Annotated in this window: 25 protein-coding genes and 1 pseudogene; 12 read left to right on the top strand and 14 right to left on the bottom strand. The window is 71.2% G+C overall.

Annotated features, from left to right (window positions below; all coding sequences use genetic code 11):
• Positions 1–141 precede the first annotated feature (141 nt).
• The 5 genes from atpA (at position 142) to ACWGN5_RS11885 (ending at position 5,199) form a co-directional block, all read left to right on the top strand.
• On the top strand, positions 142–1,740 hold the full coding sequence (gene atpA, locus ACWGN5_RS11905; RefSeq protein WP_453513723.1) for a F0F1 ATP synthase subunit alpha: 1,599 nt from the start codon (positions 142–144) through the stop codon (positions 1,738–1,740).
• A 20-nt stretch (positions 1,741–1,760) separates the two neighbouring features.
• Positions 1,761–2,678 carry a F0F1 ATP synthase subunit gamma gene (locus tag ACWGN5_RS11900; RefSeq protein ID WP_453513722.1) on the top strand — a complete coding sequence of 306 codons (918 nt, stop codon included), beginning with the start codon at positions 1,761–1,763 and terminating at the stop codon, positions 2,676–2,678.
• Positions 2,678–4,120, top strand: coding sequence for a F0F1 ATP synthase subunit beta (gene atpD / locus ACWGN5_RS11895; protein ID WP_453513721.1), 1,443 nt, complete (start codon positions 2,678–2,680; stop codon positions 4,118–4,120). The genes ACWGN5_RS11900 and atpD overlap by 1 nt, the downstream gene beginning before the upstream one ends.
• Before the next feature lie 111 nt (positions 4,121–4,231).
• Positions 4,232–4,606 carry a F0F1 ATP synthase subunit epsilon gene (locus tag ACWGN5_RS11890; protein ID WP_189799849.1) on the top strand — a complete coding sequence of 125 codons (375 nt, stop codon included), beginning with the start codon at positions 4,232–4,234 and terminating at the stop codon, positions 4,604–4,606.
• Between the two features lie 146 nt (positions 4,607–4,752).
• A complete protein-coding gene (locus tag ACWGN5_RS11885; RefSeq protein WP_453513719.1) occupies positions 4,753–5,199 on the top strand; it encodes a DUF2550 domain-containing protein in 447 nt (148 codons plus the stop codon).
• A gap of 122 nt (positions 5,200–5,321) precedes the next feature.
• Here ACWGN5_RS11885 and ACWGN5_RS11880 read toward each other — a convergent pair whose 3' ends face one another.
• The 3 genes from ACWGN5_RS11880 to ACWGN5_RS11870 all read right to left on the bottom strand — a co-directional run bounded on the left by ACWGN5_RS11880 (position 5,322) and on the right by ACWGN5_RS11870 (position 9,088).
• On the bottom strand, positions 5,322–7,172 hold the full coding sequence (locus tag ACWGN5_RS11880; protein WP_453513717.1) for a glycosyl hydrolase family 18 protein: 1,851 nt from the start codon (positions 7,170–7,172) through the stop codon (positions 5,322–5,324).
• 123 nt (positions 7,173–7,295) lie between these two features.
• On the bottom strand, positions 7,296–7,934 hold the full coding sequence (locus tag ACWGN5_RS11875; protein WP_453513715.1) for a response regulator: 639 nt from the start codon (positions 7,932–7,934) through the stop codon (positions 7,296–7,298).
• Entirely contained in the window at positions 7,931–9,088 is a 1,158-nt protein-coding gene (locus tag ACWGN5_RS11870; RefSeq protein ID WP_453513750.1) for a sensor histidine kinase, read from the bottom strand. The genes ACWGN5_RS11875 and ACWGN5_RS11870 overlap by 4 nt, the downstream gene beginning before the upstream one ends.
• A 186-nt stretch (positions 9,089–9,274) precedes the next feature.
• Here ACWGN5_RS11870 and ACWGN5_RS11865 point away from each other — a divergent pair, with 186 nt between their 5' ends.
• Positions 9,275–9,895, top strand: coding sequence for a hypothetical protein (locus ACWGN5_RS11865; protein WP_453513714.1), 621 nt, complete (start codon positions 9,275–9,277; stop codon positions 9,893–9,895).
• Here the strand turns inward: ACWGN5_RS11865 and ACWGN5_RS11860 are convergent.
• From ACWGN5_RS11860 to ACWGN5_RS11850, 3 genes are read right to left on the bottom strand one after another with little or no spacing between them, the layout of a single operon-like run.
• Positions 9,815–10,387, bottom strand: a complete 573-nt coding sequence (locus tag ACWGN5_RS11860; RefSeq protein WP_453513712.1) for a cob(I)yrinic acid a,c-diamide adenosyltransferase — start codon at positions 10,385–10,387, stop codon at positions 9,815–9,817. The two genes, ACWGN5_RS11865 and ACWGN5_RS11860, sit on opposite strands and share 81 nt — an antisense overlap.
• 13 nt (positions 10,388–10,400) lie before the next feature.
• Positions 10,401–11,150, bottom strand: coding sequence for an ABC transporter permease (locus ACWGN5_RS11855; RefSeq protein ID WP_453513710.1), 750 nt, complete (start codon positions 11,148–11,150; stop codon positions 10,401–10,403).
• Between the two features lie 10 nt (positions 11,151–11,160).
• Complete coding sequence (locus ACWGN5_RS11850) at positions 11,161–11,934, bottom strand: ABC transporter ATP-binding protein (protein ID WP_453513708.1); 774 nt, start codon at positions 11,932–11,934, stop codon at positions 11,161–11,163.
• Positions 11,935–12,032: 98 nt separating this feature from the next.
• On the opposite strand from ACWGN5_RS11850, the gene ACWGN5_RS11845 reads away from it, so the two are divergent.
• The 4 genes from ACWGN5_RS11845 to ACWGN5_RS11830 all read left to right on the top strand — a co-directional run bounded on the left by ACWGN5_RS11845 (position 12,033) and on the right by ACWGN5_RS11830 (position 16,950).
• Entirely contained in the window at positions 12,033–12,671 is a 639-nt protein-coding gene (locus ACWGN5_RS11845) for a TetR/AcrR family transcriptional regulator (RefSeq protein WP_453513707.1), read from the top strand.
• Positions 12,672–12,851: 180 nt separating this feature from the next.
• Positions 12,852–13,700 (top strand): 3-hydroxyacyl-CoA dehydrogenase family protein, encoded by an 849-nt coding sequence (locus ACWGN5_RS11840; RefSeq protein ID WP_369146555.1) that lies wholly within the window; start codon positions 12,852–12,854, stop codon positions 13,698–13,700.
• Between the two features lie 126 nt (positions 13,701–13,826).
• Positions 13,827–14,150: an STAS domain-containing protein gene (locus ACWGN5_RS11835; protein ID WP_030210572.1), complete on the top strand. Its 324-nt coding sequence runs from the start codon at positions 13,827–13,829 to the stop codon at positions 14,148–14,150.
• A 217-nt stretch (positions 14,151–14,367) separates the two neighbouring features.
• A complete protein-coding gene (locus ACWGN5_RS11830; RefSeq protein ID WP_453513704.1) occupies positions 14,368–16,950 on the top strand; it encodes an ATP-binding protein in 2,583 nt (860 codons plus the stop codon).
• A 77-nt stretch (positions 16,951–17,027) separates the two neighbouring features.
• On the opposite strand, the gene nucS is transcribed toward ACWGN5_RS11830, so the two are convergent.
• A complete protein-coding gene (nucS, locus tag ACWGN5_RS11825) occupies positions 17,028–17,699 on the bottom strand; it encodes an endonuclease NucS (RefSeq protein ID WP_041131270.1) in 672 nt (223 codons plus the stop codon).
• 250 nt (positions 17,700–17,949) lie between these two features.
• Between nucS and ACWGN5_RS11820 the strand changes: the two genes are divergently transcribed.
• Complete coding sequence (locus ACWGN5_RS11820; RefSeq protein WP_015036224.1) at positions 17,950–18,342, top strand: SCO5389 family protein; 393 nt, start codon at positions 17,950–17,952, stop codon at positions 18,340–18,342.
• 183 nt (positions 18,343–18,525) lie between these two features.
• Here ACWGN5_RS11820 and ACWGN5_RS11815 read toward each other — a convergent pair whose 3' ends face one another.
• The gene (locus tag ACWGN5_RS11815) at positions 18,526–19,560 is read right to left on the bottom strand and encodes an LLM class flavin-dependent oxidoreductase (protein WP_453513702.1); all 1,035 of its coding nucleotides are present in this window, start codon (positions 19,558–19,560) and stop codon (positions 18,526–18,528) included.
• Positions 19,561–19,758: 198 nt separating this feature from the next.
• Here ACWGN5_RS11815 and ACWGN5_RS11810 point away from each other — a divergent pair, with 198 nt between their 5' ends.
• Positions 19,759–20,085, top strand: a complete 327-nt coding sequence (locus ACWGN5_RS11810) for an ATP/GTP-binding protein (RefSeq protein WP_392156628.1) — start codon at positions 19,759–19,761, stop codon at positions 20,083–20,085.
• Between the two features lies 1 nt (position 20,086).
• Here ACWGN5_RS11810 and ACWGN5_RS11805 read toward each other — a convergent pair whose 3' ends face one another.
• The 6 genes and pseudogenes from ACWGN5_RS11805 to ACWGN5_RS11780 form a co-directional block, all read right to left on the bottom strand.
• Entirely contained in the window at positions 20,087–20,920 is an 834-nt protein-coding gene (locus tag ACWGN5_RS11805; protein ID WP_453513700.1) for an ABC transporter permease subunit, read from the bottom strand.
• Positions 20,917–22,164 carry an ABC transporter ATP-binding protein gene (locus ACWGN5_RS11800; protein WP_453513698.1) on the bottom strand — a complete coding sequence of 416 codons (1,248 nt, stop codon included), beginning with the start codon at positions 22,162–22,164 and terminating at the stop codon, positions 20,917–20,919. Before ACWGN5_RS11800 ends, ACWGN5_RS11805 begins: the two co-directional genes overlap by 4 nt.
• A gap of 144 nt (positions 22,165–22,308) precedes the next feature.
• A complete protein-coding gene (locus ACWGN5_RS11795) occupies positions 22,309–23,088 on the bottom strand; it encodes an ABC transporter permease (protein WP_453513696.1) in 780 nt (259 codons plus the stop codon).
• Between the two features lie 3 nt (positions 23,089–23,091).
• Positions 23,092–24,060 carry an ABC transporter ATP-binding protein gene (locus ACWGN5_RS11790; RefSeq protein ID WP_453513695.1) on the bottom strand — a complete coding sequence of 323 codons (969 nt, stop codon included), beginning with the start codon at positions 24,058–24,060 and terminating at the stop codon, positions 23,092–23,094.
• Between the two features lie 91 nt (positions 24,061–24,151).
• Entirely contained in the window at positions 24,152–25,087 is a 936-nt protein-coding gene (locus tag ACWGN5_RS11785; RefSeq protein WP_116158785.1) for a coiled-coil domain-containing protein, read from the bottom strand.
• Between the two features lie 114 nt (positions 25,088–25,201).
• Positions 25,202–26,888, bottom strand: a pseudogene (locus tag ACWGN5_RS11780) (hypothetical protein); the annotation flags it as partial.

The raw sequence follows: 26,888 nt of genomic DNA, 5'->3' as shown, positions 1-26,888 counted from the left end.
CCACAGCAGCACCAGCAGCACAGCAACACAGCATCACCAGCGGCCCGGTTGGGCCGTGCAGAGATTGCAGAAGATTCCTGGGGGTCGGCCCCCAGACCCCTTAAGAAACTTCGGGCCCAACAAGGAGAGCAGGGAACCCAGATGGCGGAGCTCACGATCCGGCCGGAGGAGATCCGGGACGCACTGGAGAACTTCGTCCAGTCGTACCAGCCGGACGCGGCCTCGCGCGAGGAGGTCGGCACGGTCAGCCTGGCCGGTGACGGCATCGCGAAGGTCGAGGGTCTTCCCTCGGCCATGGCGAACGAGCTGCTGAAGTTCGAGGACGGGACCCTCGGTCTCGCGCTGAACCTCGAAGAGCGCGAGATCGGTGCGATCGTCCTCGGCGAGTTCAGCGGCATCGAGGAGGGTCAGTCGGTGCAGCGCACCGGCGAGGTCCTCTCCGTCGGTGTCGGTGAGGGCTACCTGGGTCGCGTCGTCGACCCGCTCGGTAACCCGATCGACGGTCTCGGCGAGATCGCGACCGAGGGCCGCCGCGCCCTCGAGCTGCAGGCCCCGGGCGTTATGGCCCGTAAGTCGGTGCACGAGCCGATGGAGACCGGCTACAAGGCCGTCGACGCCATGACGCCGGTCGGCCGTGGTCAGCGTCAGCTGATCATCGGTGACCGTCAGACCGGCAAGACCGCGCTCTGTGTCGACACCATCATCAACCAGCGCGACAACTGGCGCTCGGGCGACGTGAACAAGCAGGTCCGCTGCATCTACGTCGCCATCGGCCAGAAGGGCTCGACCATCGCGTCCGTTCGCGGCGCCCTGGAAGAGGCCGGCGCGCTCGAGTACACGACGATCGTCGCCGCCCCGGCGTCCGACCCGGCCGGCTTCAAGTACCTGGCGCCGTACACCGGTTCCGCCATCGGTCAGCACTGGATGTACCAGGGCAAGCACGTCCTGATCGTCTTCGACGACCTGTCGAAGCAGGCCGACGCCTACCGCGCCGTGTCCCTGCTGCTGCGCCGCCCGCCGGGCCGTGAGGCCTACCCGGGTGACGTCTTCTACCTGCACTCCCGCCTCCTCGAGCGCTGCGCGAAGCTCTCGGACGAGCTCGGTGCGGGTTCGATGACCGGTCTGCCGATCGTCGAGACGAAGGCCAACGACGTCTCCGCGTTCATCCCGACCAACGTCATCTCCATCACCGACGGCCAGTGCTTCCTGGAGTCCGACCTGTTCAACGCCGGCCAGCGTCCGGCCCTGAACGTCGGTATCTCGGTCTCCCGTGTCGGTGGCTCCGCCCAGCACCCGGCCATGAAGCAGATCGCCGGTCGCCTCCGTGTCGACCTGGCCCAGTTCCGTGAGCTGGAGGCCTTCGCGGCCTTCGGTTCCGACCTGGACTCTGCCTCGAAGGCGCAGCTGGAGCGTGGTCAGCGCATGGTCGAGCTGCTCAAGCAGGCTCAGTACCAGCCGATGCCCACGGAGAACCAGGTCGTCTCGGTCTGGGCCGGCACCACGGGCAAGATGGACGACGTCCCGGTCGCCGACATCCGTCGCTTCGAGGCCGAGCTCCTGGCGTACCTCCGCCAGAACCACTCGGGCCTGATGACCTCCATCCGCGAGGGCAAGAAGATGTCGGACGACACCCTCACGGCCGTCGCCGACGCCATCGCGGAGTTCAAGCAGCAGTTCGAGACGTCTGACGGCAAGCTGCTCGGCGCGGACGCCCCTGCCGCCGTCAACGTCTCGAAGTGACGACGGAAGGGACCTGACTCATGGGAGCGCAGCTCCGGGTCTACAAGCGTCGCATCAAATCCGTCACCGCGACGAAGAAGATCACCAAGGCGATGGAGATGATCGCCGCCTCGCGTGTCGTCAAGGCGCAGCGCAAGGTGCAGGCGTCGACTCCGTACGCGACCGAGCTCACGCGCGCGGTCACGGCGGTGGCCACGGGTGCGAACGACAAGCACCCGCTGACCACCGAGGCGGAGAACCCGAGCCGTGCCGCGGTCCTGCTCCTCTCGAGCGACCGCGGTCTGGCCGGCGCCTTCAACTCCAACGCCATCAAGGCGGCGGAGCAGCTCATCAGGAAGCTGGAGGGTGAGGGCCGCGCGGTCGACGTCTACGTCGTCGGTCGCCGCGGTGTCGCGCACTTCAACTTCCGTGAGCGGAAGCTGAGCGACACGTGGACCGGCTTCACGGACGAGCCCACGTACGCGGACGCCAAGAAGATCGCGGCACCGCTGATCGAGGCGATCGAGAAGGACACGGCCGAGGGTGGTGTGGACGAGCTCCACATCGTCTACACCGAGTTCGTCTCGATGATGACCCAGACGGCGGTCGAGGCCCGGCTGCTGCCCCTCAGCCTCGACGAGGTGGCGAAGGAGGCCGGCGAGCCGGACACCCTCCGTCCGCTGTACGACTTCGAGCCCTCGGCGGAGGACGTCCTCGACGCCCTTCTGCCGCGCTACGTCGAGAGCCGGATCTACAACGCGCTGCTGCAGTCGGCTGCTTCCAAGCACGCCGCCACGCGTCGCGCGATGAAGTCGGCGACCGACAACGCGGGAGACTTGATCAACAACCTCTCCCGACTTGCCAACGCGGCCCGCCAGGCCGAAATCACCCAGGAAATCAGCGAGATCGTCGGTGGCACCGCAGCCCTGGCCGACGCGACCGCGGGGAGTGACAAGTAATGACGACCACTGTTGAGACGGCCGCCGCCACGGGCCGCGTCGCCCGGGTCATCGGCCCGGTCGTCGACGTGGAGTTCCCCGTCGACGCGATGCCGGAGATCTACAACGCCCTGCACGTCCAGGTCGCCGACCCGGCCGAGGACGGCGCGCTCAAGACGCTGACCCTCGAGGTCGCGCAGCACCTCGGTGACGGCATCGTCCGTACGATCTCGATGCAGCCCACCGACGGTCTGGTCCGCCAGGCCCCCGTGGTCGACACCGGCGACGGCATCACGGTGCCCGTCGGCGACGTCACCAAGGGCCGCGTGTTCAACACGCTGGGCCAGATCCTGAACGAGCCCGAGGCCGAGTCCGAGGTCGGCGAGCGCTGGTCCATCCACCGCAAGGCCCCGGCGTTCGCGGACCTCGAGTCGAAGACCGAGATGTTCGAGACCGGCCTCAAGGTCGTCGACCTTCTCACCCCGTACGTCAAGGGTGGAAAGATCGGTCTGTTCGGTGGTGCCGGTGTCGGCAAGACCGTTCTGATCCAGGAAATGATCATGCGTGTGGCGAAGCTGCACGAGGGTGTTTCCGTGTTCGCCGGTGTCGGTGAGCGTACGCGTGAGGGCAACGACCTCATCGCGGAGATGGAGGACTCGGGCGTCCTCGACAAGACCGCCCTTGTCTTCGGCCAGATGGACGAGCCCCCGGGCACCCGTCTCCGTGTGGCCCTCGCCGGTCTGACCATGGCGGAGTACTTCCGCGATGTGCAGAAGCAGGACGTGCTGTTCTTCATCGACAACATCTTCCGCTTCACGCAGGCCGGTTCCGAGGTCTCGACCCTGCTCGGCCGTATGCCCTCCGCGGTGGGTTACCAGCCGAACCTGGCCGACGAGATGGGTCTCCTCCAGGAGCGCATCACCTCGACCCGTGGTCACTCGATCACCTCGATGCAGGCGATCTACGTCCCCGCCGACGACCTCACGGACCCGGCGCCGGCGACCACCTTCGCCCACCTCGACGCGACGACGGTTCTCTCCCGTCCGATCTCCGAGAAGGGCATCTACCCGGCCGTGGACCCGCTGGACTCCACGTCCCGGATCCTGGACCCGCGCTACATCGCGCAGGACCACTACGACGCCGCCACGCGCGTCAAGGGAATCCTGCAGAAGTACAAGGACCTCCAGGACATCATCGCGATCCTCGGTATCGACGAGCTGAGCGAGGAGGACAAGCTCGTTGTCCACCGCGCCCGCCGTGTCGAGCGCTTCCTGTCCCAGAACACCCACGCGGCGAAGCAGTTCACCGGTGTGGACGGTTCGGACGTTCCGCTCGACGAGTCGATCGCCGCGTTCAACGCGATCTGCGATGGTGAGTTCGACCACTTCCCGGAGCAGGCGTTCTTCATGTGCGGTGGCCTTGAGGACCTCAAGAACAACGCCAAGGAGCTCGGCGTCTCCTGAGCCCCGTGCTCACCGAGGGGGACGGGATCCGTCCCGTCCCCCTCTCCACGCCCCCTAGAATTGACCCCAACACCCGGCACGACCGCCGGGTGGTGACCCGAGGAGCCACCCTTGGCTGCTGAGCTGCACGTCGAGCTGGTCGCCGCGGACCGGAGTGTCTGGTCCGGCGAGGCCACCCTGGTCATCGCGCGTACCACCTCCGGCGACATCGGCGTCATGCCCGGCCACCAGCCGCTGCTCGGTGTGCTGGAGTCGGGCCCGGTGACCATCCGTACGAGCGAGGGCGCGACCGTCGTCGCCGCCGTCCACGGCGGATTCATCTCGTTCGCCGACGACAAGCTGTCTCTGCTCGCGGAGATCTGCGAGCTGGCCGACGAGATCGACGCCCAGCGCGCCGAGCGCGCGCTGGAGCGTGCGAAGACGGACTCCGACGCCGCCGCCGAGCGGCGCGCCGAGGTCCGGCTGCGCGCGGTGTCCGTCCGCTGACGGTCCGCGCCGAGTAGTAGTGCCCTCAGCCGCGGCACGGTCCGGAATACTCCGGAGCGTGTCGCGGCTGAGGCGATGCAGATGCAGGTTGTATTCGGTTCTGCCGGCGGTGCCGGCTACGGGACGCAGCGAGGAGGTCGGTGAAGATGTTCCTCGCTCTGCTCGTGTGCGGCCTGGTCGTCGCACTGGTGGTGATCGGGCTCTTCGTCTTCGGCTTGCGCCGGAGACTGATCCAGCGCGCCGGCGGCACCTTCGACTGTTCGCTGCGCTGGGACATCCCGGACGAGCCGGATCCGACCGGCAAGGGCTGGGTGTACGGCGTCGCCCGCTACAGCGGTGACGAGATCGCCTGGTTCCGTGTCTTCTCGTACGCGCCCCGCCCGCGCCGGGTCCTGGAGCGCTCGTCCATCGTGGCTCTGGAGCGCCGGATGCCGGAGGGCGAGGAGGAGCTCGCGCTGCTCTCCGACGCCGTGATCCAGCCCTGTATGTACGAGGGCGTCCGCCTGGAGCTCGCGATGAGCGAGGACGCCCGGACGGGTTTCATGGCCTGGCTGGAGGCGGCGCCTCCTGGGCAACGGGTAAATGTCGCTTAGATTCCTTGCCCGTTGAATGGGGGTCCCCCCCCCGGACGAAGTCTGGGGGAGGGTGAATGTCGCTCGAGGCATGAGGAAGCGGGGACGGCGTGCTGCGCCGTCCCCGCTTCTTTGCTCGATGCCTAGTTCAGGCCGGTGTTGATCGCGCCGACCAGTTCGCCGTTGCTGGTGTCACCGCTGAACTCCCAGAAGAACGCTCCGCCGAGGCCCTGGTTCTTGGCCCAGCTCATCTTGGAGTTGACGGTGGCGGGGGTGTCGTAGCTCCACCAGTTGCTGCCGCAGTGGGCGTACGCGGTGCCGGCGACGGTGCCGTTGGCCGGGCAGGAGTTCCTGAGGACCTTGTAGTCCTCGATGCCCTGCTCGTACGTGCCCTGCGCCGGGCCGGTCGCGGTGCCGCCGGGGGCCGACTGGGTGACGCCGGTCCAGCCGCGGCCGTAGAAGCCGATGCCGAGCAGCAGCTTGTTGGCGGGGACGCCCTTCGCCTTGAACTTGGCGATCGCCTCGGCGGAGTTGAAGCCCGCCTGCGGGATGCCGGCGTACGAGGTGAGCGGGGAGTGCGGGGCCGTCGGGCCCTGCGCGGCCCAGGCGCCGAAGAAGTCGTACGTCATGACGTTGAACCAGTTCATGTACGGCGCGGCGCCCGCGTAGTCGGCGGCGTCGATCTTGCCGCCGGCGGAGGCGTCGGCCGTGACGGCCGCGGTGACCAGGGCGTTGGCGCCGAACTTGGCGCGCATGGCCTGCATCATGTTCTTGAAGGAGGCCGCTCCGCTGGTGTCGCAGGACAGACCGCAGGCGTTGGGGTACTCCCAGTCCAGGTCGATGCCGTCGAAGACGTCGGCCCAGCGCGGGTCCTCGACCAGGTCGTAGCAGGACTGGGCGAAGGCGGCCGGGTTCTGCACGGCCTGGCCGAAGCCGCCGGACCAGGTCCAGCCGCCGAAGGACCAGAGGACCTTGATGTTCGGGTAGGCCTTCTTCAGCTTGCGGAGCTGGTTGAAGTTGCCGCGCAGCGGCTGGTCCCAGGTGTCGGCGACGCCGTCGACGGACTGGTCGGCGGTGTAGGCCTTGTCGTAGTCGGCGTAGGAGTCGCCGATGGTGCACTTGCCGCCGGTGACGTTGCCGAAGGCGTAGTTGATGTGGGTGATCTTGGACGCGGAGCCCGAGGTCACGATGTTCTTCACGTGGTAGTTGCGGCCGTAGACGCCCCAGTTGGTGAAGTAGCCCATCTTCACCGTGTTGCCGGGCTGCGGGTTGCCCCCGCCTCCGCCGGTGGTGCGGACGGCGACCGGGCCGGCGGCGGGGCCGGTCTGGTCGATGGTGTCGCGGGCGACGACGGTGTACGCGTAGTCGGTGCCGGCGGTGAGGCCGTTGTCCGTGAAGGTGAGGCCGGTGGTGGTGGTCACCTTGGTGCCGTCGCGCAGCACGTCGTAGTTCTTGATGCCCTTGTCGTCGGTGGCCGCGGTCCAGGTGAGCTTCGCCGAGGTGTCGGTGATGTTGGAGGCGACCGGGGTGCCGGGGGCCGAGGGCGGGTTGTCGCCCGGCTGGGTGGTGCCGTCGCAGGGAGCGCCGTTGATCTTACAGCCGCTGGGCGCGCCGGGGCCGGCGCCGTTGTAGCCGAAGGAGACGGAGGCGCCGGGGGCGAGGGTGCCGTTCCAGCCGACGTTCTTGGCGGTCCAGTGGGTGCCGGAGCTGGTGACGGTGGCGTCCCAGGCGGAGGTGACGGAGGTGCCGGAGGGGTAGTCCCACTCGACGGTCCAGGAGGAGAGGGTCGTGGTGCCGGTGTTCTTCACCGTCCACTTGCCCTCGAAGCCGGTGCCCCAGTCCTGGGTCTTGGTGTAGGTCGCGGTGGCCGAGGCGGCGGCTTCGGCGGGGGAGGCGAGGCCGACCATGGCGGCCAGCGGCAGGATCAGGGCGGTCAGTCCGGCGGCGGCCCGGTGTCTGAACCCTGTTCTGCGCGTCGGTGCTTGAGTGCTCAACGGTGCTCCTCAAGTTGCGGACGGACAAGGTGGGGGTGGTCCGTGAAGATGCGCGCGCCCCGCGAGCGTAGGAAGGTCTGGACCAATCGTCAAGAGGTCCAGACCAGCGTCGGCAAAGTTCCTCTAAACCCCCAACTCCTGTGCCAGGACGGCCGCTTGGACCCGGCTCCGCAGTTCCAGCTTGCCCAGCACCTTGCTGACGTGCGTCTTGACCGTCGCCTCCGCCATGTCCAGACGGACCGCGATCTCCGCGTTCGACAGACCCAGGCCGAGCGCCGACAGCACCTCCCGCTCACGGGGCGTCAGCACGTCCAGTACGGCGGTGTCCGCCACCGGTCGGCTCGGGGCCGCGAACTCCGCGATCAGCCGCCGCGTCACCGCCGGGGCGATCAGCCCCTCGCCGCGCCCCACCGTCCGCACCGCCGTGATCAGGTCCTTCGCGTCCGTGTCCTTCAGCAGGAAGCCGGCGGCCCCGGCCCGCAGTGCCCCGAAGACGTACTCGTCCAGGTCGAAGGTCGTCAGGACGAGCACGTCGGCGAGCCCCTCCGACACCACCTGGCGGGTCGCCGTCACCCCGTCCATCCGGGGCATCTGCACATCCATCAGGACCAGGTCCGGGCGCAGTTCGCGCGCCAGCTCCACCGCCCGCTCGCCGTCCGCCGCCTCGCCGACCACCTCGATGTCCGGCGCGCTGCCCAGGATCAGCACGAGCCCCGCCCGTACCGCCGACTGGTCCTCGGCCACGACCACCCGGATCGTCATGCGTTCCCCGCCTTCTCGTCCGCGGGCAGCACGGCCCGCACCTGCCAGACCGTGCCCGCGGCCGCCGCCCGGAACTCCCCGCCGAGCAGCTCCGCGCGCTCCCGCATCCCCACCAGACCCGAACCCGTCCCTGGCGCCGACGGGCCCGGCCGCTTCCCGTAGGGCGAGTCGACGGCCACGGTCAGGACCCCGTCGTCGCGGCCGACCCGCACGGTGACCGTACCGGGGGAGGCGTGCTTCACCGCGTTGGTCAGCGACTCCTGCACGATCCTGTACGCGGCCAGCTCCACCGGCGCCGGCAGGGCGGCGCCGTCCGCGGGCCGGGTGTCCTCCAGGACGAACTCCAGGCCGCCGGACGAACCGTTCGTACGGGCCCGGGCGAGCAGACCGTCCAGCGCGTCGAGACTCGGCACCGCCCCCGGCTCGGCGTCCCCGCTGCTGTCCCTCAGGAGCCCGATGAGCCGCCGCATCTCGGTGAGGCCCGCCACGCTGTTCTCCCGGATCACCGTCAGCGCCTGCCGGGTGGTGGCCGGTTCGTCGAGGGAGAGCGCGGCCGTGGAGTGGATCGCGATCGCCGAGAGGTGGTTCGCCACCATGTCGTGCAGCTCCCGCGCCATCCGCGCCCGCTCGGCCACCACCGCCTGCGCCCGGTCCATCTCGGCGAGCAGCGCGGTCTGTTCGGCCCGCAGCCGGGCCGCGTCCGCCGCCTCGCGGTGGTTGCGGACGACGGCGCCGGTGATGGCCGGGAGGAAGGAGATCATTCCGGTGAGCACGCCGACGAGGAGCGCGAACGCGTTCTGCCACCAGATCAGGAAGACCGCCGTCAACGCGACCGTGATCAGGCCGGTCGTGTACGGGATGCGGCGCGCGGACGCGGGCGGGCCGTAGACGACGGCCGCGTAGACCACGTCCGTGAACATCAGGACCGTCGCCAGGCTCCCGTTGGTGAACTGGTCGGCGACGATCGCGAGGGTGCCGACGATCAGAGCGGTCCGGGGGGCGGCGCGGCGCACGGCCTCCGCCCCGGCCATCACGGTCAGCGGGATCAGTGTCGCCCAGCGCTGCCCGAAGATGTGGTCGCCCGTCACGTACAGCCCGAACCACCACAGGATCAGGCCGCCGACGAGACCGGTGGCGGCGATGAACAGGTCCATGCGATGCGGGCGGGGGAGTGTCACGTCCTCATCCAACACGCACGCGTGCGCGTGGACCTCCTCGTGGCGGCCGATCCGCGCGTCCCTCCCCCTCCGTCGAAGGATGTAGACGCGGTTCCTCACCGGCGACGACGAACCGGGCCCGGTGCCACGGGACGCTGAAGGGGTACCGAAAGGGGAACCGTCGTGATCGTCACGCTGATCGTGCTCTGCGAGGTCGGCTTCTGGGTCCTGCTGGCCGCCGGCCTCGCCACCCGCTACCTCCTGAAGATGCCCCGCGCGGGCATGGCGCTGCTGCTGTGCGAGCCGGTCCTGGAGGTCGTGCTCCTCGTCGCCACCGCGATCGACCTCAAGAACGGTGCAGAGCCCAGCTGGGAGCACGGCGTGGCCGCGCTCTACATCGGCTACACCGTCGGCCACGGCCACCGCACGGTGAAGTGGCTCGACGGGCACGCCGCCCATCGCCTGGGCGGCGGCCCGCCGCCCCCGAAGCCGCCGAAGTACGGCATGGCGCGCGCCCGGCACGAGGGCAGGATCTGGCTCGGCACACTGGTCGGCGCCGCCGTCGCCACGGCCCTGCTGCTCCTGGCCGTCTGGTACGTCGGCGACGACGGGAACACCGACGGCCTGCGGAGCTGGATGTTCGCCGCGTGGCGGGCCGTCGGCATCCACGGTCTGATCGCGCTCAGCTACCTGATCTGGCAGAAGAAGGACCCGGGTTCCGGCTCAGCGGTCCCCGCCCGGGACCCAGAGCACGTCCCCGACCTCCTTGTTGGCCGTCCTGGCCAGGATGAACAGAAGGTCTGACAGCCGGTTGAGGTACGTGGCGGTCAGGGCGTTCATCGTCTCGCCGTGCACCTCGAGGGCCGCCCAGGTGGAGCGTTCCGCCCGCCGGACCACCGTGCACGCCTGGTGCAGCAGGGCCGCACCGGGCGTGCCGCCCGGCAGGATGAAGGAGCGCAGCTTGTCGAGCCGCTCCAGGAAGCGGTCGCAGTCGGCCTCCAGCTTGTCGACGTAGCCCTGCTCGACGCGCAGCGGCGGGTACTCGGGGTTCTCCACCACCGGCGTGCACAGGTCGGCGCCCACGTCGAAGAGGTCGTTCTGGATCCGGACGAGGACCTTCACGAGCTCCTCGTCCAGCTGCCCGAGGGCGATGGCCGTCCCGATGGCGGCGTTGGCCTCGTTGGCGTCGGCGTAGGCCGAGATCCGCAGATCCGTCTTGGCGGTCCGGCTCATGTCGCCGAGCGCCGTGGTGCCCTTGTCGCCGGTACGGGTGTAGATACGCGTCAGATTGACCATGGGTCCAGCGTAGTTACGCTCCGGCGCTCCGGAACGTGCGTGTGCCGACCGTCACGGCGAGCGCCGTGAGTCCGAGGGCGACGAGCACCCCGTACAGCATGGCCGGCGTCGTGTAGTGGCCGATGTACGCCTCCCGGACCGCGTCCACCAGATAGCGGAACGGCATGAGGTGCGAGACCACGTCGAGCCAGCCGGGGGCCAGGGCCATCGGCAGCATCAGGCCGGAGAGCAGCATCGCCGGCATCGCGAGCGTGTTGATCGCGGGTCCGAACTCCTGCGGGGTGCGCAGCTTCAGGGCGAGCGCGTACGAGAGGGAGGCGAGCGCGGCGGAGAGCAGGGCGACGAAGGCGAAGCCGACGAGGATCCCGGTGACCGGGGCCCGCAGACCCATGGGGATCGCGACCAGGACGAGCAGGACGGCCTGGAGGACGAAGAGCGCGGCGTCCCGCAGGACCCGGCCGAGCAGCAGGGCGAGGCGGCTGACCGGGGTGACCCGCATCCGGTCGAACACGCCCCAGTTCTTCTCCATGATGATCGAGAAGCCGGCGAACGAGGCGCCGAAGAGGCCGAGCTGGAGCAGCAGGCCGGGGACGAGGATCTGCCAGGAGTCGCCCTCGCGGCCCAGCGGGAGGCCGGTGAGCAGCGGTCCGAAGAAGAGCAGGTAGAGCAGCGGCATCAGGGCGCCGAAGAAGATCTGGAAGGGCGAGCGCAGGGTCTGCCGGGCGTAGCGCCCGAAGAGCAGCGCGGTGTCGCGGAGCAGCATCAGGGGTCTCCTAGACCGCTACGGGGGTGGTGTCGACGGGTGCCGGGGTGCGGCCGGTGGCGGCGAGGAAGGCCTCCTGGAGGGTGGTCGCGCCGTGCGCGGCCTTGAGGCCGGCCGGGCTGTCCTCGGCGACGACCGTGCCCTTGTCCACGATCACGAGCCGTTCGGCGAGCGCGTCGGCCTCGTCGAGGTAGTGCGTGGTGAGGACGACGGTGGTGCCGTGCTCGTCGCGCAGGCGTCGCACCAGGGCCCACAGGTCGGCGCGGCTGCCGGGGTCGAGGCCGGTCGTCGGCTCGTCGAGGAAGAGGACCTCCGGGCGGTGGGTGAGCCCCATCGCGAGGTCGAGCCGGCGGCGCTGGCCGCCGGAGAGCGCCGGGGTCTTCCGGTCGAGGAGCTCGGTGAGGCCGAGGTCGGCGGCGAGCTCCTCGGCGCGGGCCGTCGCGGTCGTGCGGTCCAGGCCGTAGAGCCTGCCCTGCGTGACGAGCTCGGAGCGGACGGTCTCCTGGGGGTCGAGGCCGCCGGACTGGGCGACGTACCCGATGCGCCGGCGGACGGCGGCGGGGTCCTTGACGAGGTCGTGGCCGGCGACGGTGGCCGCGCCGCCGGTGGGCGGCAGGAGCGTCGTGAGCATCCGGAGGGTGGTCGTCTTTCCGGCGCCGTTGGGGCCGAGGAGTCCGAGGATCTCGCCGGGCCTGACGGTGAGGTCGATCCCTCGGACGGCCTCCACGGGGCCGTTCTTGGTCGTGAAGGTCCGGGCGAGCCCGGACGTGCTGATGATGGGCATGGCGAACACAAAAACAGAGTCACTTAAATTTTGCAACGTCTCCAAAAATTCAGAGGCACCGAAGTTTCAGGGAGCCTAGGATTGCCTACGATGGGTCCATGGCCGAGGGACTCAGGGAACGCAAGAAGCGCGAGACGAAGCAGCGGATCTCGGACATCGCGACCGGGCTCTTCCTGGAGCACGGCTTCGTCGCCGTGACCGTCGCGGACGTCGCCGAGGCGGCGGACGTCTCCGTCAACACCGTGTACAACTACTTCCCGGCGAAGGAGGACCTCTTCCTCGACCGGATGGACGGCGTCACCCAGCGCCTCGCCCGGATGATCCGGGGCCGCGACCGGGGCGAGTCCGCCGCCCACGCGGTCCTGCGGGAGCTGCGCCAGGACATCGGGGCCGTGTCCCCCGCGTACGGACTCATGGACGGCTTCGACCGCTTCATGCATGTCATCGAGCACGCGCCCACGCTCAAGGCCCGCCTCTTCCATCTGCGGGAACAGGTCCAGGAGGCCGTCGTGGCCACCCTGCGCGAGGAGACCGGCGCGACCGCCGACGACCCGCTGCCACTGCTCGTCGGCGGCCAGCTCGCCTGGATCGAGAGCACCGTCGTCGGCTACATCACCGGCGAGATGACCGCCAGACGCAAGGCGACCACCGTCTCCCGCGAAGCCCTCGTCCTCCTCGACGAGATCGAGGAACTGCTGAGCGAGAAGGTCCTGACGTACGCGGTGCGCGAGGCCTGAGCAAGCGACGGCCCGCTGAACTCCCGGCTCACCACGACGAGGAGGCCCTCAGGGGGTGTCGTGAGTGTGACGTCCGTCAAAGAGGGCGTGACGCGCATTACTTCGCGGTCACATGGCGCCCCCCGACCGCTAATCTCCGCCGGAGAGCAGAAGTGAACAGGTGTTGAGGGGTGGAAGATCGTGGCCAAGAAGCTTGCCGTCATCGGGGCCGGACTCATGGGATCCGGCATCGCACAGGTCTCGGCGCAGGCGGGCTGGGACGTCGTCCTGCGTGACGTCACCGACGCCGCCCTGACCCGCGGCACCGACGGCATCAAGGCGTCGTACGAGAAGTTCGTCGCCAAGGGCAAGCTCGCCGCCGAGGACGCCGAGGCCGCGCTCGGCCGGATCACCGCCACCACCGAGCTCGACGCCGTCGCCGACGCGGACGTCGTCGTCGAGGCCGTCTTCGAGAACCTCGACGTCAAGCACGAGATCTTCCGCTCGCTCGACAAGATCGCCAAGGACGGCGCGGTCCTCGCCTCCAACACCTCCGCGATCCCGATCACCAAGATCGCCGCGGTGACCGAGCGGCCCGAGGCCGTCGTCGGCGTCCACTTCTTCTCGCCCGTGCCGATGATGCAGCTCGTCGAGCTGGTCCGCGGCTACAAGACGAGCGACGAGACCCTCGCCACCGCCCGTGCCTTCGCCGAGTCCGTCGGCAAGACCTGCATCGTCGTCAACCGCGACGTCGCCGGCTTCGTCACCACCCGCCTCATCTCGGCCCTCGTCGTCGAGGCCGCCAAGCTCCACGAGTCGGGCGTCGCCACCGCCGAGGACATCGACATCGCCTGCAAGCTGGGCTTCGGCCACGCCATGGGCCCGCTCGCCACCGCCGACCTCACCGGCATCGACATCCTGGTGAACGCGGCCAACAACATCTACACCGAGTCCCAGGACGAGAAGTTCGCGCCGCCGGAGCTGATGCGCCGGATGGTGGACGCGGGTGACATCGGCCGCAAGAGCGGGCAGGGCTTCTACAAGTACTGAGCCGAGCCCGCCCGCCCGCCTCACTCCGTGGGGTGAATTTCGGTATCGGTTCGCTGACAAGGCGCAACGTATCTGCCGGTGCGGCAGTCAGTTGTTGCGAAGACGGAGCACTCTCGGGGAGCGCATATGCACATCAGGGGCGACCACGTCGAGCTGGTCGTCGGGGGCCGCCTCGACGTCCGCAGCGCGGCGGACGCCCGTACGGTCCTGCACTCGGCCGTCGACGACGGAGTCGGCGACCTGGTGCTCGACCTGACCGGCCTCGACTCCTGGGACGCGACCGGACTCGGCGTCATCATGGGCGCCCACCGCAGGGCCGGCCGCTGCGGCCGGCGCCTCGTCCTGCGCGGGGTGCCGCCCCAGATGCAGCGGCTCCTCGTCGCCACCCGGCTGCACCGCATCCTCGCCATCGAGGGCGGCCTCGCCCTGGAATCGCTGCCCCGCGTCTGACCCCCGGGGCGCCCACCAGGTGTGAAGCAGCTGTGAGAACCAGGCGTCACACCCAATCCTCACAAGACCGTGACGTCTTGGTCTCGGGGGCACCCCGCCTGTTCCCGACCGCCTGACCACGGTCTAGGGTTCGGTCGCCCGCACAATGACGGACCCGCCTGCACATGGGACGGACCCACCGGCGGGCACCGGACACCGCTTCTTGGGGGCTTGCACCATGGACCCGATCAACCCTGGGTCGGAGGAGTACGGTCACGACACCGAGGGCGAGGAGGCCCGCCAGGGCCGTGGCCTGCCCGCGCCGACGCCCGCGCGTGCCCGCGTCGTCCGGCTCGTCTCCGGCGAACTGCTCCTCACCGTCAACCCCGTCGACGGCAGCGAGATCGAACCCTGCCCGCCCGGGCAGGAACCGGAGGCCCCCCGCCCCCGCACCCCCGAGGAGCGCGCCGAAGCCGCCCGCGCCGTCGCCCCGCCCGTCCCGGCGGGCCCCGCCGCACCCGAGCTGCCCCTCCTCGAACGCCACGAGGAGCGCGAGCGGCTCACCGGCATACTCCGCCAGGGCCGCTGCGCCCGCGTCCTCGGCGCCCCCGGATCCGGCCGCACCGCCCTCCTCGACGCCGTCGCCGCCGACTGCGCCGGCCTCGCCCCCGACGGCGTCGTCCGCCTCTCCGGCCACCACCGCACCCCCACCGAGCTGCTTCACGAGCTGTTCACCGCCGTGCGGTACGCCCCCGGGCAGCGCCCCGACCGGGCCGCCCTCCTCGACCGGCTCCGCGACATCGGCGCCGTGGTCGTCGTCGACGACCTGGAATTCGGCGGCGCCGCCCTCGACGAACTCCTCGCCGCCGCCCCCGAGTGCGCCTTCCTCCTCGCCGCGGGACCCGACACCCCCGCCCCCTCCGCCGAGGCCCCCGTCGAAGAAGTCCTCCTCGCCGGAGTCAGCCGCGCCGCCGCGCTGAAGCTCCTGGAGAGCGCCGTCGGCCGCACCCTCACCGAGGACGAGGCCAACTGGGCCGGCGACCTGTGGTTCGAGTCCGAAGGACTCCCGCTCCGCTTCGTCCAGGCCGGCGCCCTCCTCCGCCAGCGCGACCGGCTGCGCGTCACCCCCGCCGAGTTCGACGCCTTCGGCGCCCTCGAAGAGGCCTTCGGCCCCACCGACCGCACCGCGGCCGCCACCGCCGCGGCCGCCGCCTTCGACGGCGTCGACGACCCCGACGTCGAGCTGCGCGAGATACCGCTGCCCAGCCTCGGCGAAGGCGCCGCCCCCGCCGCCCTCCTCGCCTCCCGCCTCAGCCGCTCCGCCCAGGCCACCCTCCGCTTCGCCGTCGCCCTCGGCGGCGAGGTCCCGCACCAGGCCCACCTCCCGGCCCTCGCCGGCGACACCCACGCCGACGCCGCCCTCGGCGAACTCATGGCCTGCGGACTGCTCACCCCCGTCGGCCCCCGCTACCGGCTCGCCACCGGAGTCCTCACCCAGCTCCTCGCCCACGGGTACGAGCACGAGGCCGCCGACCGCGCCCACACCATCGCCCAGCACTACGCCTGGTGGGCCGCCCACCCCTCCGTCACCCCCGAGCGGGCCGCCGCCGAGGCCGACGCCCTGCTCGCCGCCCTCACCGCGCTCATCCCCGGCACCGGGGAGAGCGCCGCCGAGCACCGGTCCACCGCCGTCCTCCTCGCCCGCGCCGCCGCGCCCGCCTTCGCCGCCGGCCTGCACTGGGGCGCCTGGGAGCGCGCCCTGCGCGCCGGACAGGAAGCCGCCCGGCTCGCCGGCGAGGTCGCCGAGGAGGCCTACTTCCACCACGAGCTCGGCGTCCTCGCGATCTGCGCCGGGAACCTGGAGCGCGCCCGCGCCGAGCTGGAGGCCTCGATCGGCATGCGCGGGGTGCTCGCCGACAAGCGCGGCACCGTCGCCGGCCGCCGGGCCCTCGCCCTCGTCGCCGACCTCTCCGGGGACCACGCCCCCGCACCGCGCGCCGAGGAGCCCGTCTCCCCGCCCCGCGGCACCCCCGCCCTGCGCGGCCCGGCCGCCCGCCCCGCCCTCCCGAGACCGGAGCCCGGCACGGCCCCGCTGCCCGGCGGCCCCGTCCGGACCCCGGCCAAGCCCCCGGTCCCCGCGTTCCCCGACTTCGCCGACGCGGGCCCCACGCTCATCACCCGCACCGACACCGCCGAGGCCGCCGACCGCCGCTCCGGCCTCAAGGGCGGCATCCTCAGCGGCGCCCGCCGCAACCTCGTCGCCGTCGGCGCGGGCGCGCTCCTCGTCGCCGTCCTCGGCACCGTCGTCACCCTCGGCGCCACCTCCGGCAACGGCGACACCCCGGCCGGCGACCGCGTCACCTCCGACAGCACCGCGAGCGAGAGCGGCAGCTCCGACGGCCTCGACGGCGAGGAGCCCGCCGACGGCGAGGCCGACCCGGCCGAGACCGGCCAGGCCACCCACTCGGACTCCCCGAGCCCCTCCGGCTCCGGCAGCGCGTCGCCGTCCGCCTCGACGGACCCGTCCGCGTCCGGCTCCCCGTCGTCCTCGGACAGCCCCTCGGCGACGACCGGAGCGCCGACGGCCACCACGGCACCGCCGACCGGACGCCCCACGACGACCCCGCCGCCGGCCACGACGACCCCGCCGCCGAGGCCGACGACCACCACGCCGAAGCCGCCGACGACCACCACCGCGCCGCCGACGACGACCCCGCCGACCACGGCCCCGCCTACGACGACCGCCCCTCCGGCGACCAGCGAGAGCACGACCCTCGGCGCCCCCTCCGCCTCCGAGACCACCACGGACTCGCCGGCCTGACCCGTACGGGAACGACGACGGCCCCGGGCGCGCTCACCGCACCCGGGGCCGTACTCGTACTCGTACGCGTCAGAGGATCAGAACAGCCGCAGCTTGTCGTCCTCGATGCCGCGCAGCGCGTCGTAGTCGAGGACCACGCAGCCGATCCCGCGGTCCGTCGCCAGGACCCGGGCCTGCGGCTTGATCTCCTGGGCCGCGAAGACGCCCTTCACCGGCGCCAGGTGCGGGTCGCGGTTCAGCAGCTCCAGGTAGCGGGTGAGCTGCTCGACGCCGTCGATCTCGCCGCGCCGCTTGATCTCCACCGCCACCGTCGCGCCGTCGGCGTCCCGGCACAGGATGTCCACCGGGCCGATCGCGGTCGGGTACTCGCGGCGGATCAGCGTGTAGCCCTCGCCGAGGGTCTCGATCCGGTCGGCGAGCAGCTCCTGGAGGTGCGCCTCGACGCCGTCCTTGATGAGACCCGGGTCCACGCCCAGCTCGTGCGAGGAGTCGTGGAGGATCTCCTCCATCGTGATGATCAGTTTCTCGCCCGCTTTGTTGATCACGGTCCAGATGCCCGCCTCGCCGTCGACACCCTCCTTCAGGGTGCACGGCGGGGACATCCAGTTGAGCGGTTTGTACGCCCGGTCGTCCGCGTGGATGGAGACGCTGCCGTCTGCCTTGACCAGGATCAGACGGGGCGCGGAGGGCAGGTGGGCCGTGAGTCGACCCGCGTAGTCCACGGAGCAACGGGCAATGACGAGACGCATGGTCGCCAACGCTACAAGACGGGCGCTCTTCCGCGCGATTCGGGCATCGGCCCGACACCCGATGGGGGTGATCGTTGGCCGAACACCCGTCGGTTATCAGCCGGTTGTGTGCCCATTCTTCTGGTGCCGCCCGGACTGCGCGCTTACCGTGGAAGCTGGAGGTCGTCGTCCGTGCACGCTGCGTGGCGCACGGCCCGGCCTTCGTCCCTGCCCGCAAGACCCCGTCCGCGGGGTCGCGAGAGGAGAACCCATGTCGCTCGACGTCTCACCGGCGCTGTTGGAACAGGCCGAGCGAGGCGAGGTCGACGAAGCCGACTTCGTCGACTGCGTCCGGACCTCCCTGCCCTACGCATGGGAGATGATCAGTTCTCTGGTGGCACAGCTGAAGGTCGACGGCGGAGAGTTCGCCGACAACCAGACGCCGCCGCCGAATGAGCAGGCACGTGGTCAGCTGCTGCGCGCGCTCGCGAGCGATGCCATTCGTGGTGCGCTGCAGCGGCACTTCGGGGTGCGTCTCGCCTTCCAGAACTGCCACCGCGTGGCGGTCTTCCCGCTGGACCCGTCGGTGGACGAGCGGCTCGCCCGCTTCACTTCGGTACGGGGGCAGCTGCTGAACCAGTCGCCGGAACTGCGCGACTGCTGAGACATGGTGCTGCCGCTCCGCACCGCGGGAGAAGGCGATCGATGCGAGCCGACGCGCGTCGCCGCCGACTGGTGCAGGAGCGGCAGCACGGTCCCGGACAGGACCTCCCACCAGGAGCGGCAGCACGGTCCCGGACAGGACCTCCCACCAAGAGCGGCAGCACGGTCCCGGACGTGTTCCCCCTCACACCAGGAGCGGCAGGACCTCCGCGCCCAGCCGCCGTACGTTCTCCTCGGTGGCCGCGAGGTCGCCCGAGCCCTCCGCGAGCAGGGCGAAGCGCGTGATGCCCGTACGCTCCGCGGTCGCCGCGAGCCGGTCCGCCGCGCGCCGCGGCGTGCCCACCGGGTGCAGCCCGCACAGCAGCTCCGTGTACGCGACGGGGTCCCGCATCGCCCGGTGCCGGCCGTCCACCGTCACATGCGCGTCGAGCCCCTGCTTCAGCCAGCCCGGCATCGCCTTCACCAGCGCCTCCGCCGCGTCCGCCCCCCGGTCCGCGAGCTGCGCCACGCCCGCCGAGACATGGCAGGCGCCGATCCGCGCGATCTCGTCCGGGTCACGCCCGGCCTCCCGCGCGCAGCGCGCCCAGGCCGCGACCATCTCGGCCTTGTCCTCGTCGCCGCAGTGCATGCCGAGCAGCATCGGCAGTCCGCGCTCCGCCGCGAGCTTCACGCTCTTCGGCGAGGTGCAGGCCACGACCACCTCGGGGGAGGCCGCGCCGCCGATCAGCTCGTCGGGGCGGGGCACCACCGGCACCTCGCGGAAAGCGAATCGTTCTCCCTCGGCGCCGACGCGCGGCTCGGTGAGCCAGCGCAGCAGCAGGTCGAGCGATTCGGGGAACCCCTTCTCGTACGCCTCAAGACCCGCGCCGAACACCTCCAGGTCGACCCAGGGCCCGCCCCGGCCCACCCCGAGGGTGAACCTGCCGCCCGAGGTGAGGTGCAGCAGCGCCGCCTGCTCGCCGAGGGCGACCGGATGGACGGTCGGCAGCACGCTCACCGCCGTGCCGACGCGGAGCCGCCGGGTCCGGCCGAGGAGCAGCGCCGCCAGCGTCACGGCCGAGGGGCAGACCCCGTACGGCACGAAGTGGTGCTCGGCGAGCCAGACGGAGTCGAGCCCCGCCTCCTCGGCGACCTCGGCGGTCCGCACCGCCCGGTGCAGTGCCTCCCCCTGGCCCTGGCCCGGGAACTGGGCTGCCAGAACGAACGTACCCACGCGCATCGCCTTCTGCCTCCTTGCGGCCGACGCGTATCTCCCCTCGCACTGGCATCAACGTCTGACACGTGCCAAAGGCAACGGCCGTTCATGAAGTTCTTGCGATTTTCGGCTAAGCCGTCCCGGGCGGGGCCCGGGGCACCGGGTGGCGGCCCGTAGGCTGGAGGGAACGGTCCGTGTTCCCAGACCCCGTGAGGTGTGCCCGTGTCCCCGCGTCACAACCGCTCCCGAGGCGGCGGTAAGCCCGAGCAGCAGGGCGACCACGGCGACCGGTACGGCGGTGCGCAGCGCACCGAGACCTGGCAGGGCGAGGAATGGTACGTCCGGCTCGTCGCCGGGGCGAGCGCCCCCGGCAAGCGCTACCGCTGCCCGGGCTGCGACCAGGAGATCCCCTCCGGCGCCCCGCACGTCGTCGCCTGGCCGGAGTGGGGCGGCGTCGACGACCGCCGGCACTGGCACAAGGCCTGCTGGAACGCGAAGGACCGCCGCACCAGCAGGGTGCAGCGGTCCCGTAACGCGCCGAGGTATTAGGTCACACGTCCCGGCTGTTCACCGCGGCGAAGGCGCCGGCGAACGCGGCGGCCGTGATGCCGAGCAGGATGAAGAGCGGCTCCCAGCCCGAGGGGCCGTCCTCGCCGAACGGCGGGTGGGTGCTGTAGAGCACGATCATCTGCGAGGGGATCGCGTAGGTCAGCAGGAACTCCCGCACCGAGTTCAGCGCCTCGGAGAACATGAACATGGCGGCCACGAGCGGCAGCAGCAGCAGACCGATCATCATGGTGATCGCGCCCGCCGAGTGCCGGATGAGCGTGCCGACCGCCATCGAGAGCAGCCCGAGCGTCGCCAGGTAGGCGGCCGCTCCCACCGTCGACCGCACCCATTCCCCGGCCGTCGGCTCCGCCGCGTCCACCATGGCGACCTGGACCGCCGCGACCAGCGCCGTGATCACCGTGGCGAGCGAGAAGACCAGCAGGAAGAAGACGATCGCCTTCGCCGTGAGCACCCGGCCCCGGCTCGGGCAGGCCGTCAGGGTCGTACGGATCATGCCCGTGCCGTACTCGGAGGCGATGGTCAGGACGCCGAGCGTGATCACGCAGATCGACGCCGGCAGCATCCCGAAGAAGCCGAAGGACAGCGCGGTCTCCTCGCCCATCGGGGCCTCGGAGGCGGAGGCGATGGCGGCGACACCGATCCCGATGCCGATCATCAGCAGGATCATCACCCCCAGCGTCCACATCGTCGATCGCACCGAGCGGATCTTCGTCCACTCGGAGGCGAGCGCGTCACCGAGGTGCGCGGCGCGGACCGGGATGGGGGAGACGTAGGCCTGCTGCGCCGGGGTGTGGTGGGGAGCGGGGGCGGTCATCGGGCGTCCTTCGGGGTGTCGCTCGGCTGCGAAGCGGCCGGAGGGGCGTACGGACCCGGCGCGGGGGCCTGCGGGGCGGCGGGCGCGGCGTACGGGCCGGGCGCGGGGGCCTGCGGCGCGGCGTACGGACCGGGCGCGGCCTGCGGGACGGGCGGTGCGGCGTACGGGCCCGGCGCCGGAGCCTGCGGAGTCCCGTACGGGTTCTGTCCGGGCGGCGGCGGGGCGTACCAGCCCTGCTGCGGCACGTCCTGGACCTGCGGCTGCGGCGGCATCCCGTACCCCGGCTGTCCGGGCTGGACCGGCGGCTGGAGGTGGGCGAGGCGGTCGTCGGTGGAGCGGTAGTCCACGGCGCCCTGCGTCAGCCGCATGTACGCCTCCTCCAGAGAGGCCTGGTGCGGGGACAGCTCCCAGAGCCGTACGTCCGCACCGTGCGCCAGGTCGCTGATCCGGGGCAGCGGCAGGCCCGTGACCCGCAGCGCGCCGTCCGGCTCGGACAGCACCTGGCCGCCGGCCTCGATGAGCACCGAGCTCAGCTTCTCCCGCTGGGCCGGCTCGGTGCCCGGGGTCCGCACCCGGGCGAAGTCGGCGGAGTTCGCCGAGATGAAGTCCGTGACGCTCATGTCCGCGAGCAGCTGCCCCCGGCCGATCACGATCAGGTGGTCGGCCGTCAGCGCCATCTCGCTCATGAGGTGGCTGGAGACGAAGACCGTGCGGCCCTCGGCGGCCAGCTTCTTCATCAGGTTCCGCACCCAGAGGATGCCCTCGGGGTCCAGACCGTTGACGGGCTCGTCGAAGAGCAGCACCTGCGGGTCGCCGAGGAGGGCCGCCGCGATGCCGAGCCGCTGGCCCATGCCGAGCGAGAAGCCCTTCGAGCGCCGCCTGGCGACGTCCTGGAGGCCGACCACGCCGAGCACCTCGTCGACCCGCTGCGCCGGGATGCCGGCGAGCTGGGCGAGCGACAGCAGATGGCTGCGCGCGCTGCGGCCGCCGTGCACGGCCTTGGCGTCGAGGAGCGCGCCGACCTGCCGGGGCGCGTTCGGCAGCTGCCGGAACGGGTGGCCGCCGATCGTGACGTGACCCGCGGTGGGCCGGTCGAGACCCAGGATCATGCGCATGGTCGTCGACTTGCCGGAGCCGTTGGGTCCCAGGAACCCGGTGACGACACCGGGCCTCACCTGGAAGGAAAGGTTGTACACGGCCGTCTTGGCGCCGTAGCGCTTCGTCAGGCCGACTGCCTCGATCATTCTCCAGCCCCATCGACAGGTCGGTTCGCATCCATGTCGGGGCGTGGCGGCCGTCGGCCGGAGCCCCCCGTATGAGCTAGGAGCTTATCCAGCCGTTGACGGTTCCGCCGAAGCGGAACCGTGATCCTTCCGTACGGGGATGGGTCAGGCGTCGCGCTTCTTGATCACCAGGTAGCCGCCGAGCAGCGCGGCCACCACCCAGAGCAGCATGATCCCGAGCCCGCCCCAGGGGCCGTACGGCGCCTTCTCCTGGCCCATCGCGTCCGGCACCACCTGCATGATCTTGGAGCCGGCCTGGTCGGGGAAGTAGCGGGCCACCTCCTTGGCCTTGGGTACCGCCGCCAGGATCTGCGAGATGAGGAAGAAGAACGGCACCAGGATGCCGAGCGACAGCATCGAGGAGCGCAGCATGGTCGTCACGCCCATCGAGAAGATCGCGATCAGGGCCATGTAGAGGCCGGCGCCGACCACCGCGCGCAGCACGTTGTCCGCGCCGAGCGTCGTGCGGTGCTCGCCGAGGAGCGCCTGGCCGAGGAAGAAGGAGAGGAAGCTCGTGACCAGGCCCACGATCAGGGCGAGCCCGCCGGCCACCGCGATCTTGGAGAAGATGAAGGTGGCCCGCTGCGGCACCGCGGCCAGCGAGGTGCGGATCATGCCCGAGGAGTACTCGGTGCCGACCACCAGGACGCCAAAGACCACCATGGCCAGCTGGCCGAGGGTCATCCCGGCGAAGCTGAGGAAGGTCGGGTCGAAGGTGGCCTGCTCGACGGGCTTGAGATCGTCGAACTGGGCCCCCAGGACCGCGCACAGGGTCGCGCCCATCGCCACCGTGACGAACAGGGCGCTCGCGAGGGTCCAGACGGTCGACGACACCGTCCGGATCTTGGTCCACTCGGACTGGAGGACCGCGGATGCCGCTGCCATCGTTCAGGCTCCCTCGGAGTTCGTGCCCCACCGGGGGCCGGGCGCCGCGGCGCCGCTGTGTACGTCGGTGCCGTGCGCGTGGTACTCCACCGCGCCGGCCGTCATCTGCATGAACGCTTCTTCCAGGGAGGCGCGCTGGGCGCTCAGCTCGTGCAGCACCAGCCCGTTCTCCGCCGCCAGCTCGCCCAGCTTCTCGGTCGTCGCCCCGTCCACCTCAAGGGTCCCGTTGCCCGCCTCGATCACGACAAGACCGTTGGCGTGGAGCACGTCCCGCAGCCGTTCCTGCTGCGGAGAGCGCATCCGCACATAACTCCGGGAATTCTGCTGGATGAAATCCGCCATCGACGTGTCGGCCAGCAGCTTTCCCTGCCCGATCACGATCAGATGATCGGCCGTCAGCGCCATTTCACTCATCAGATGACTGGAAACGAAGATCGTCCGGCCCTCGGCCGCCAACGCCTTCATCAGATTGCGGATCCAGTGAATTCCCTCGGGGTCCAGACCATTGACGGGTTCGTCGAACATCAGGATCTCGGGATCACCGAGGAGCGCGGACGCGATGCCGAGACGCTGCCCCATGCCGAGGGAGAAACCCTTCGACTTCTTCTTCGCGACCGGCGTCAGACCCACCAGGTCGAGCACCTCGCCCACCCGGCTCGCCGGGATGCGGTTGGACTGCGCCAGACACAGCAGGTTGTTGTACGCGGACCGGCCGCCGTGCATCGCCTTGGCGTCGAGCAGCGCCCCGATGTACTTCAGCGGCTCGGCCAGGTCCCGGTAGTGCTTGCCGTCGATCCGGACCGTCCCGCTCGTCGGGTTGTCCAGGTCGAGCATCATCCGCATCGTCGTCGACTTGCCCGCCCCGTTCGGCCCGAGGAAGCCGGTGACCACGCCGGGGCGGACCTGGAAGGAGAGATGGTCGACCGCCGTCTTCGTCCCGTACCTCTTCGTCAGGCCCTCAAGCTCGATCATGCGCACCAACCTACGGGTACGCAAAACCCCCCGCCACCGGAATGACGGAGGGTCTTTTGCGCCAGGTGCCTACCGGGCCCGGGCCTGTTGCTTACCGGGACTGCTGGGCCGGGACGCCGGCCGTGCGCTCGTCGTCGATCGGGGAGCCGGCCGCCGCCACCGCGGCACCGGTCAGCGTCGCCAGCATCTCGCGGACGTTGGTCAGCTGCGCGTTGATCGAGTCGCGGCGGTTCGTCAGCGCCGCGAGCTCGCGCTCCGATTCCGAACGGATCCGGTCGGCCTTGGCGTTCGCGTCGGCCACGATGTCCTCGGCCTGGCGCTGCGCGGTCTCCACCGTCTGACGGGCCCGGCGCTCCGCGTCCGTACGCAGCTTCTCGGCCTCCAGGCGGAGCTGCTCGGCGCGGTGCTCGATCTCCGCGAGGCGCTTCTCGGCCTTGGCCTGACGCGAGGCCAGGTCCCGCTCCGACTGCTCGCGGCGCTTCGCCAGGTTCGTCTCGAAGTCCGCGGCGGCCTGGGCGGCCTTGGCACGGGTCTCCTCGAAGAGGGCGTCCGCCTCCTCACGCTTCGACTGCGCGTCCTTCTGCGCCTCGGCACGCAGCGAGTTGGCCTCGCCCTGCGCCTTCTCGACGATCCGGACGCCCTCGTCCTCGGCCTTCGCCTTGCGCTCGGCCGCGAAGGACTCCGCGTCGTTGCGCACCTGCTGGGCGGCCGACTCGGCCAGCTCGCGGTGCTGCTCGGCGGCGCGACGGGCCTCCTCACGCAGGTCCTTCGCCTCCTCCTCGGCGAGCCGCAGGATCTTCTCGACGCGGGCGCCGAGACCGGCGTACGACGGCTCCGCGTCGGTGACCTGCGCCTGGGCGTTCTGCGTCTCGAGGTGGAGTTCCTCGATGCGCTTCTCCAGGGAGGTGATGCGGGACAGGGCGCTGTCGCGGTCGGCCACGAGCTTGGTAATGCGGTCGTCCACCTGACCGCGGTCGTAACCGCGCCGCACGAGCTCGAAGCCGAAGGGGGAGGAAGTGTCGCTCATGGGGTTCCTGTCGAATGAGACCGGTGAGGTGTTAGAGGGAATCCTAGGGGCCGAAGCGGCGTGTCATCGAGCGTATGCCCGTTTGATCTGGAGAATGTCCAGCCTTTTGAGTGGCTAGCCGTCCTGGGACTTGCCACCCGTACGAGTGGACCCCGACGACGCACCCGCCTTGACCCCGTCCTTTCCGGCGGACGGCGTCTCGAAAGACTCCAACGCCTCCAGGACGTCCTGGACACGGGAGATCTCGGCATTGATGTCCTTGCGGCGCCGCGTCAGGGTCTCCAGCTCGCGCTGTCCCTCCGCGACGGTCTTCTCGGCCTCGGCCGCGGCCTCCGCACGGATCCGCTCGGCCTCCGCCTTGATGGCCTCGGCCTCCGCGATCAGCGAGGCCTTCTTCTGCTCGGCCTCCTTCAGGAGCCCGTCCGCCTTGCGGACCGCGGCGATGCGGACCTTGCTCGCCTCCGAACTCGCCTCGGAGACCAGCTCCTTCGCCTTCTCCTCCGCCTCGGCGCGCTGCTCCTCGGCCGCCTTCACCAGCTTGTCGACGCGCTCGCCGGCCGTCTTCATCTGCTCGGCCGACTCGCGCCGCGCCCGCTCGTGCAGCTCCTCGATCTCGCCCTCGATCCGGCCTCGCAGCTCCCCGGCCCGCTCCCTTATGGCGGTCGCGTCGCTGCGCGCCCCGACCAGGAGCTCGTCCGCGTCCGTACGGGCCTGCTCCACCAGCGAGTTGCCCTCGACGGTCGCCTCGGCGACGATCCGCTCGGCCTCCTTGCGGGCCGCGCCGACCATCGTGTCCGCCTGCGACTCGGCCTCCGTGGTGGCGCGCAGCGCCTCCTCCTGGGCCTTGGCGACGAGCTGGTCGGCCTGCTCGGCCGCGTCCGAACGCTTCCGCGCCCCGGCCTCGCGGGCCTCGTCGAGGGTCCGGTCGGCCTCCGCGCGGGCCTCCGCGCGCATCTGCTCGCCCGCCGCGGCGGCGTCGGCCTTGACCCGCTCCGACTCGGTACGGATCCGCTCGGCGTCCCGCAGGGCCTCGGCGATCGCCTCGGCGCCCTCGGCGCGCAGCCGCTCGGCCTCCTCCGCGGCGGCGGCGACCGTACGGCCGGCCTCGGCGCGGGCGTCCGCGCCGACCGAATCGGCCAGCTCGGCCGCCTCGTTCACGATCCGCTCGGCCTCGGCGGTCGCCTCGCCGACGAGCGTGTCGGCCTGCTCGGCGGCGTCGGTACGTCGCTTGTCGGCGGCCTTGCGGGCCTCGTCGAGGATCTGGTCGGCATCGGCGAGCGCGGCATTGCGCAGGGCCTGCGCGTGCGCCTCGCCGTCGGCCTTGACCTGCTCGGCCTCGGTCCGGAGACGCGCGGCGTCCTGCTCGGTCGTCTCGCGCAGCTCGGCGGCCTCGGCCGCGATCCGCTCGGCCTCGGCGGTGGCCTCGCCGATGAGGGTGTCGGCCTGTTCGGCCGCGTCCGCGCGCCGCTTGTCGGCGGCCTTGCGGGCCTCGTCGAGGACCTGCTCGCCCTCGGCGCGGGCCTCCGCGCGCAGCGCCTCGGCCTGGGCCTCGCCGTCGGCCTTGACCTGCTCGGCCTCGGTCCGCAGGCGCGCGGCGTCCTGCTCCGCCGTCTCCATGAGCTCGACCGCCTCGGCGGTGAGCCGCTCGGCCTCGGCGGTGGCCTCGCCGATGAGGGTGTCGGCCTGCTCGGCGGCGTCGGTACGGCGCTTGTCGGCGGCCTTGCGGGCCTCGTCGAGGACCTGCTCGCCCTCGGCGCGGGCCTCCGCGCGCAGCGCCTCGGCCTGGGCCTCGCCGTCGGCC

The organism is Streptomyces sp. NPDC055815 (assembly GCF_053616475.1).
This window is presented reverse-complemented; position numbering and strand designations above follow the sequence as displayed.

Bases quoted from the DNA above. Each gene is read 5' to 3' on its own strand.
- nucS (WP_041131270.1), bottom strand. From the start codon at position 17,699: ATGCGTCTCGTCATTGCCCGTTGCTCCGTGGACTACGCGGGTCGACTC.
- ACWGN5_RS11795 (WP_453513696.1), bottom strand. From the start codon at position 23,088: ATGGCAGCGGCATCCGCGGTCCTCCAGTCCGAGTGGACCAAGATCCGG.
- ACWGN5_RS11785 (WP_116158785.1), bottom strand. From the start codon at position 25,087: ATGAGCGACACTTCCTCCCCCTTCGGCTTCGAGCTCGTGCGGCGCGGT.
- ACWGN5_RS11855 (WP_453513710.1), bottom strand. From the start codon at position 11,150: ATGCTGCTCCGCGACACCGCGCTGCTCTTCGGGCGCTACGCCCGGCAG.
- ACWGN5_RS11845 (WP_453513707.1), top strand. From the start codon at position 12,033: ATGGCCGAGGGACTCAGGGAACGCAAGAAGCGCGAGACGAAGCAGCGG.
- ACWGN5_RS11850 (WP_453513708.1), bottom strand. From the start codon at position 11,934: ATGCCCATCATCAGCACGTCCGGGCTCGCCCGGACCTTCACGACCAAG.
- ACWGN5_RS11860 (WP_453513712.1), bottom strand. From the start codon at position 10,387: ATGGTCAATCTGACGCGTATCTACACCCGTACCGGCGACAAGGGCACC.
- ACWGN5_RS11900 (WP_453513722.1), top strand. From the start codon at position 1,761: ATGGGAGCGCAGCTCCGGGTCTACAAGCGTCGCATCAAATCCGTCACC.
- ACWGN5_RS11805 (WP_453513700.1), bottom strand. From the start codon at position 20,920: ATGACCGCCCCCGCTCCCCACCACACCCCGGCGCAGCAGGCCTACGTC.
- atpD (WP_453513721.1), top strand. From the start codon at position 2,678: ATGACGACCACTGTTGAGACGGCCGCCGCCACGGGCCGCGTCGCCCGG.
- ACWGN5_RS11835 (WP_030210572.1), top strand. From the start codon at position 13,827: ATGCACATCAGGGGCGACCACGTCGAGCTGGTCGTCGGGGGCCGCCTC.
- atpA (WP_453513723.1), top strand. From the start codon at position 142: ATGGCGGAGCTCACGATCCGGCCGGAGGAGATCCGGGACGCACTGGAG.
- ACWGN5_RS11800 (WP_453513698.1), bottom strand. From the start codon at position 22,164: ATGATCGAGGCAGTCGGCCTGACGAAGCGCTACGGCGCCAAGACGGCC.
- ACWGN5_RS11815 (WP_453513702.1), bottom strand. From the start codon at position 19,560: ATGCGCGTGGGTACGTTCGTTCTGGCAGCCCAGTTCCCGGGCCAGGGC.
- ACWGN5_RS11820 (WP_015036224.1), top strand. From the start codon at position 17,950: ATGTCGCTCGACGTCTCACCGGCGCTGTTGGAACAGGCCGAGCGAGGC.
- ACWGN5_RS11875 (WP_453513715.1), bottom strand. From the start codon at position 7,934: ATGACGATCCGGGTGGTCGTGGCCGAGGACCAGTCGGCGGTACGGGCG.
- ACWGN5_RS11870 (WP_453513750.1), bottom strand. From the start codon at position 9,088: ATGGACCTGTTCATCGCCGCCACCGGTCTCGTCGGCGGCCTGATCCTG.
- ACWGN5_RS11790 (WP_453513695.1), bottom strand. From the start codon at position 24,060: ATGATCGAGCTTGAGGGCCTGACGAAGAGGTACGGGACGAAGACGGCG.
- ACWGN5_RS11830 (WP_453513704.1), top strand. From the start codon at position 14,368: ATGGACCCGATCAACCCTGGGTCGGAGGAGTACGGTCACGACACCGAG.
- ACWGN5_RS11885 (WP_453513719.1), top strand. From the start codon at position 4,753: ATGTTCCTCGCTCTGCTCGTGTGCGGCCTGGTCGTCGCACTGGTGGTG.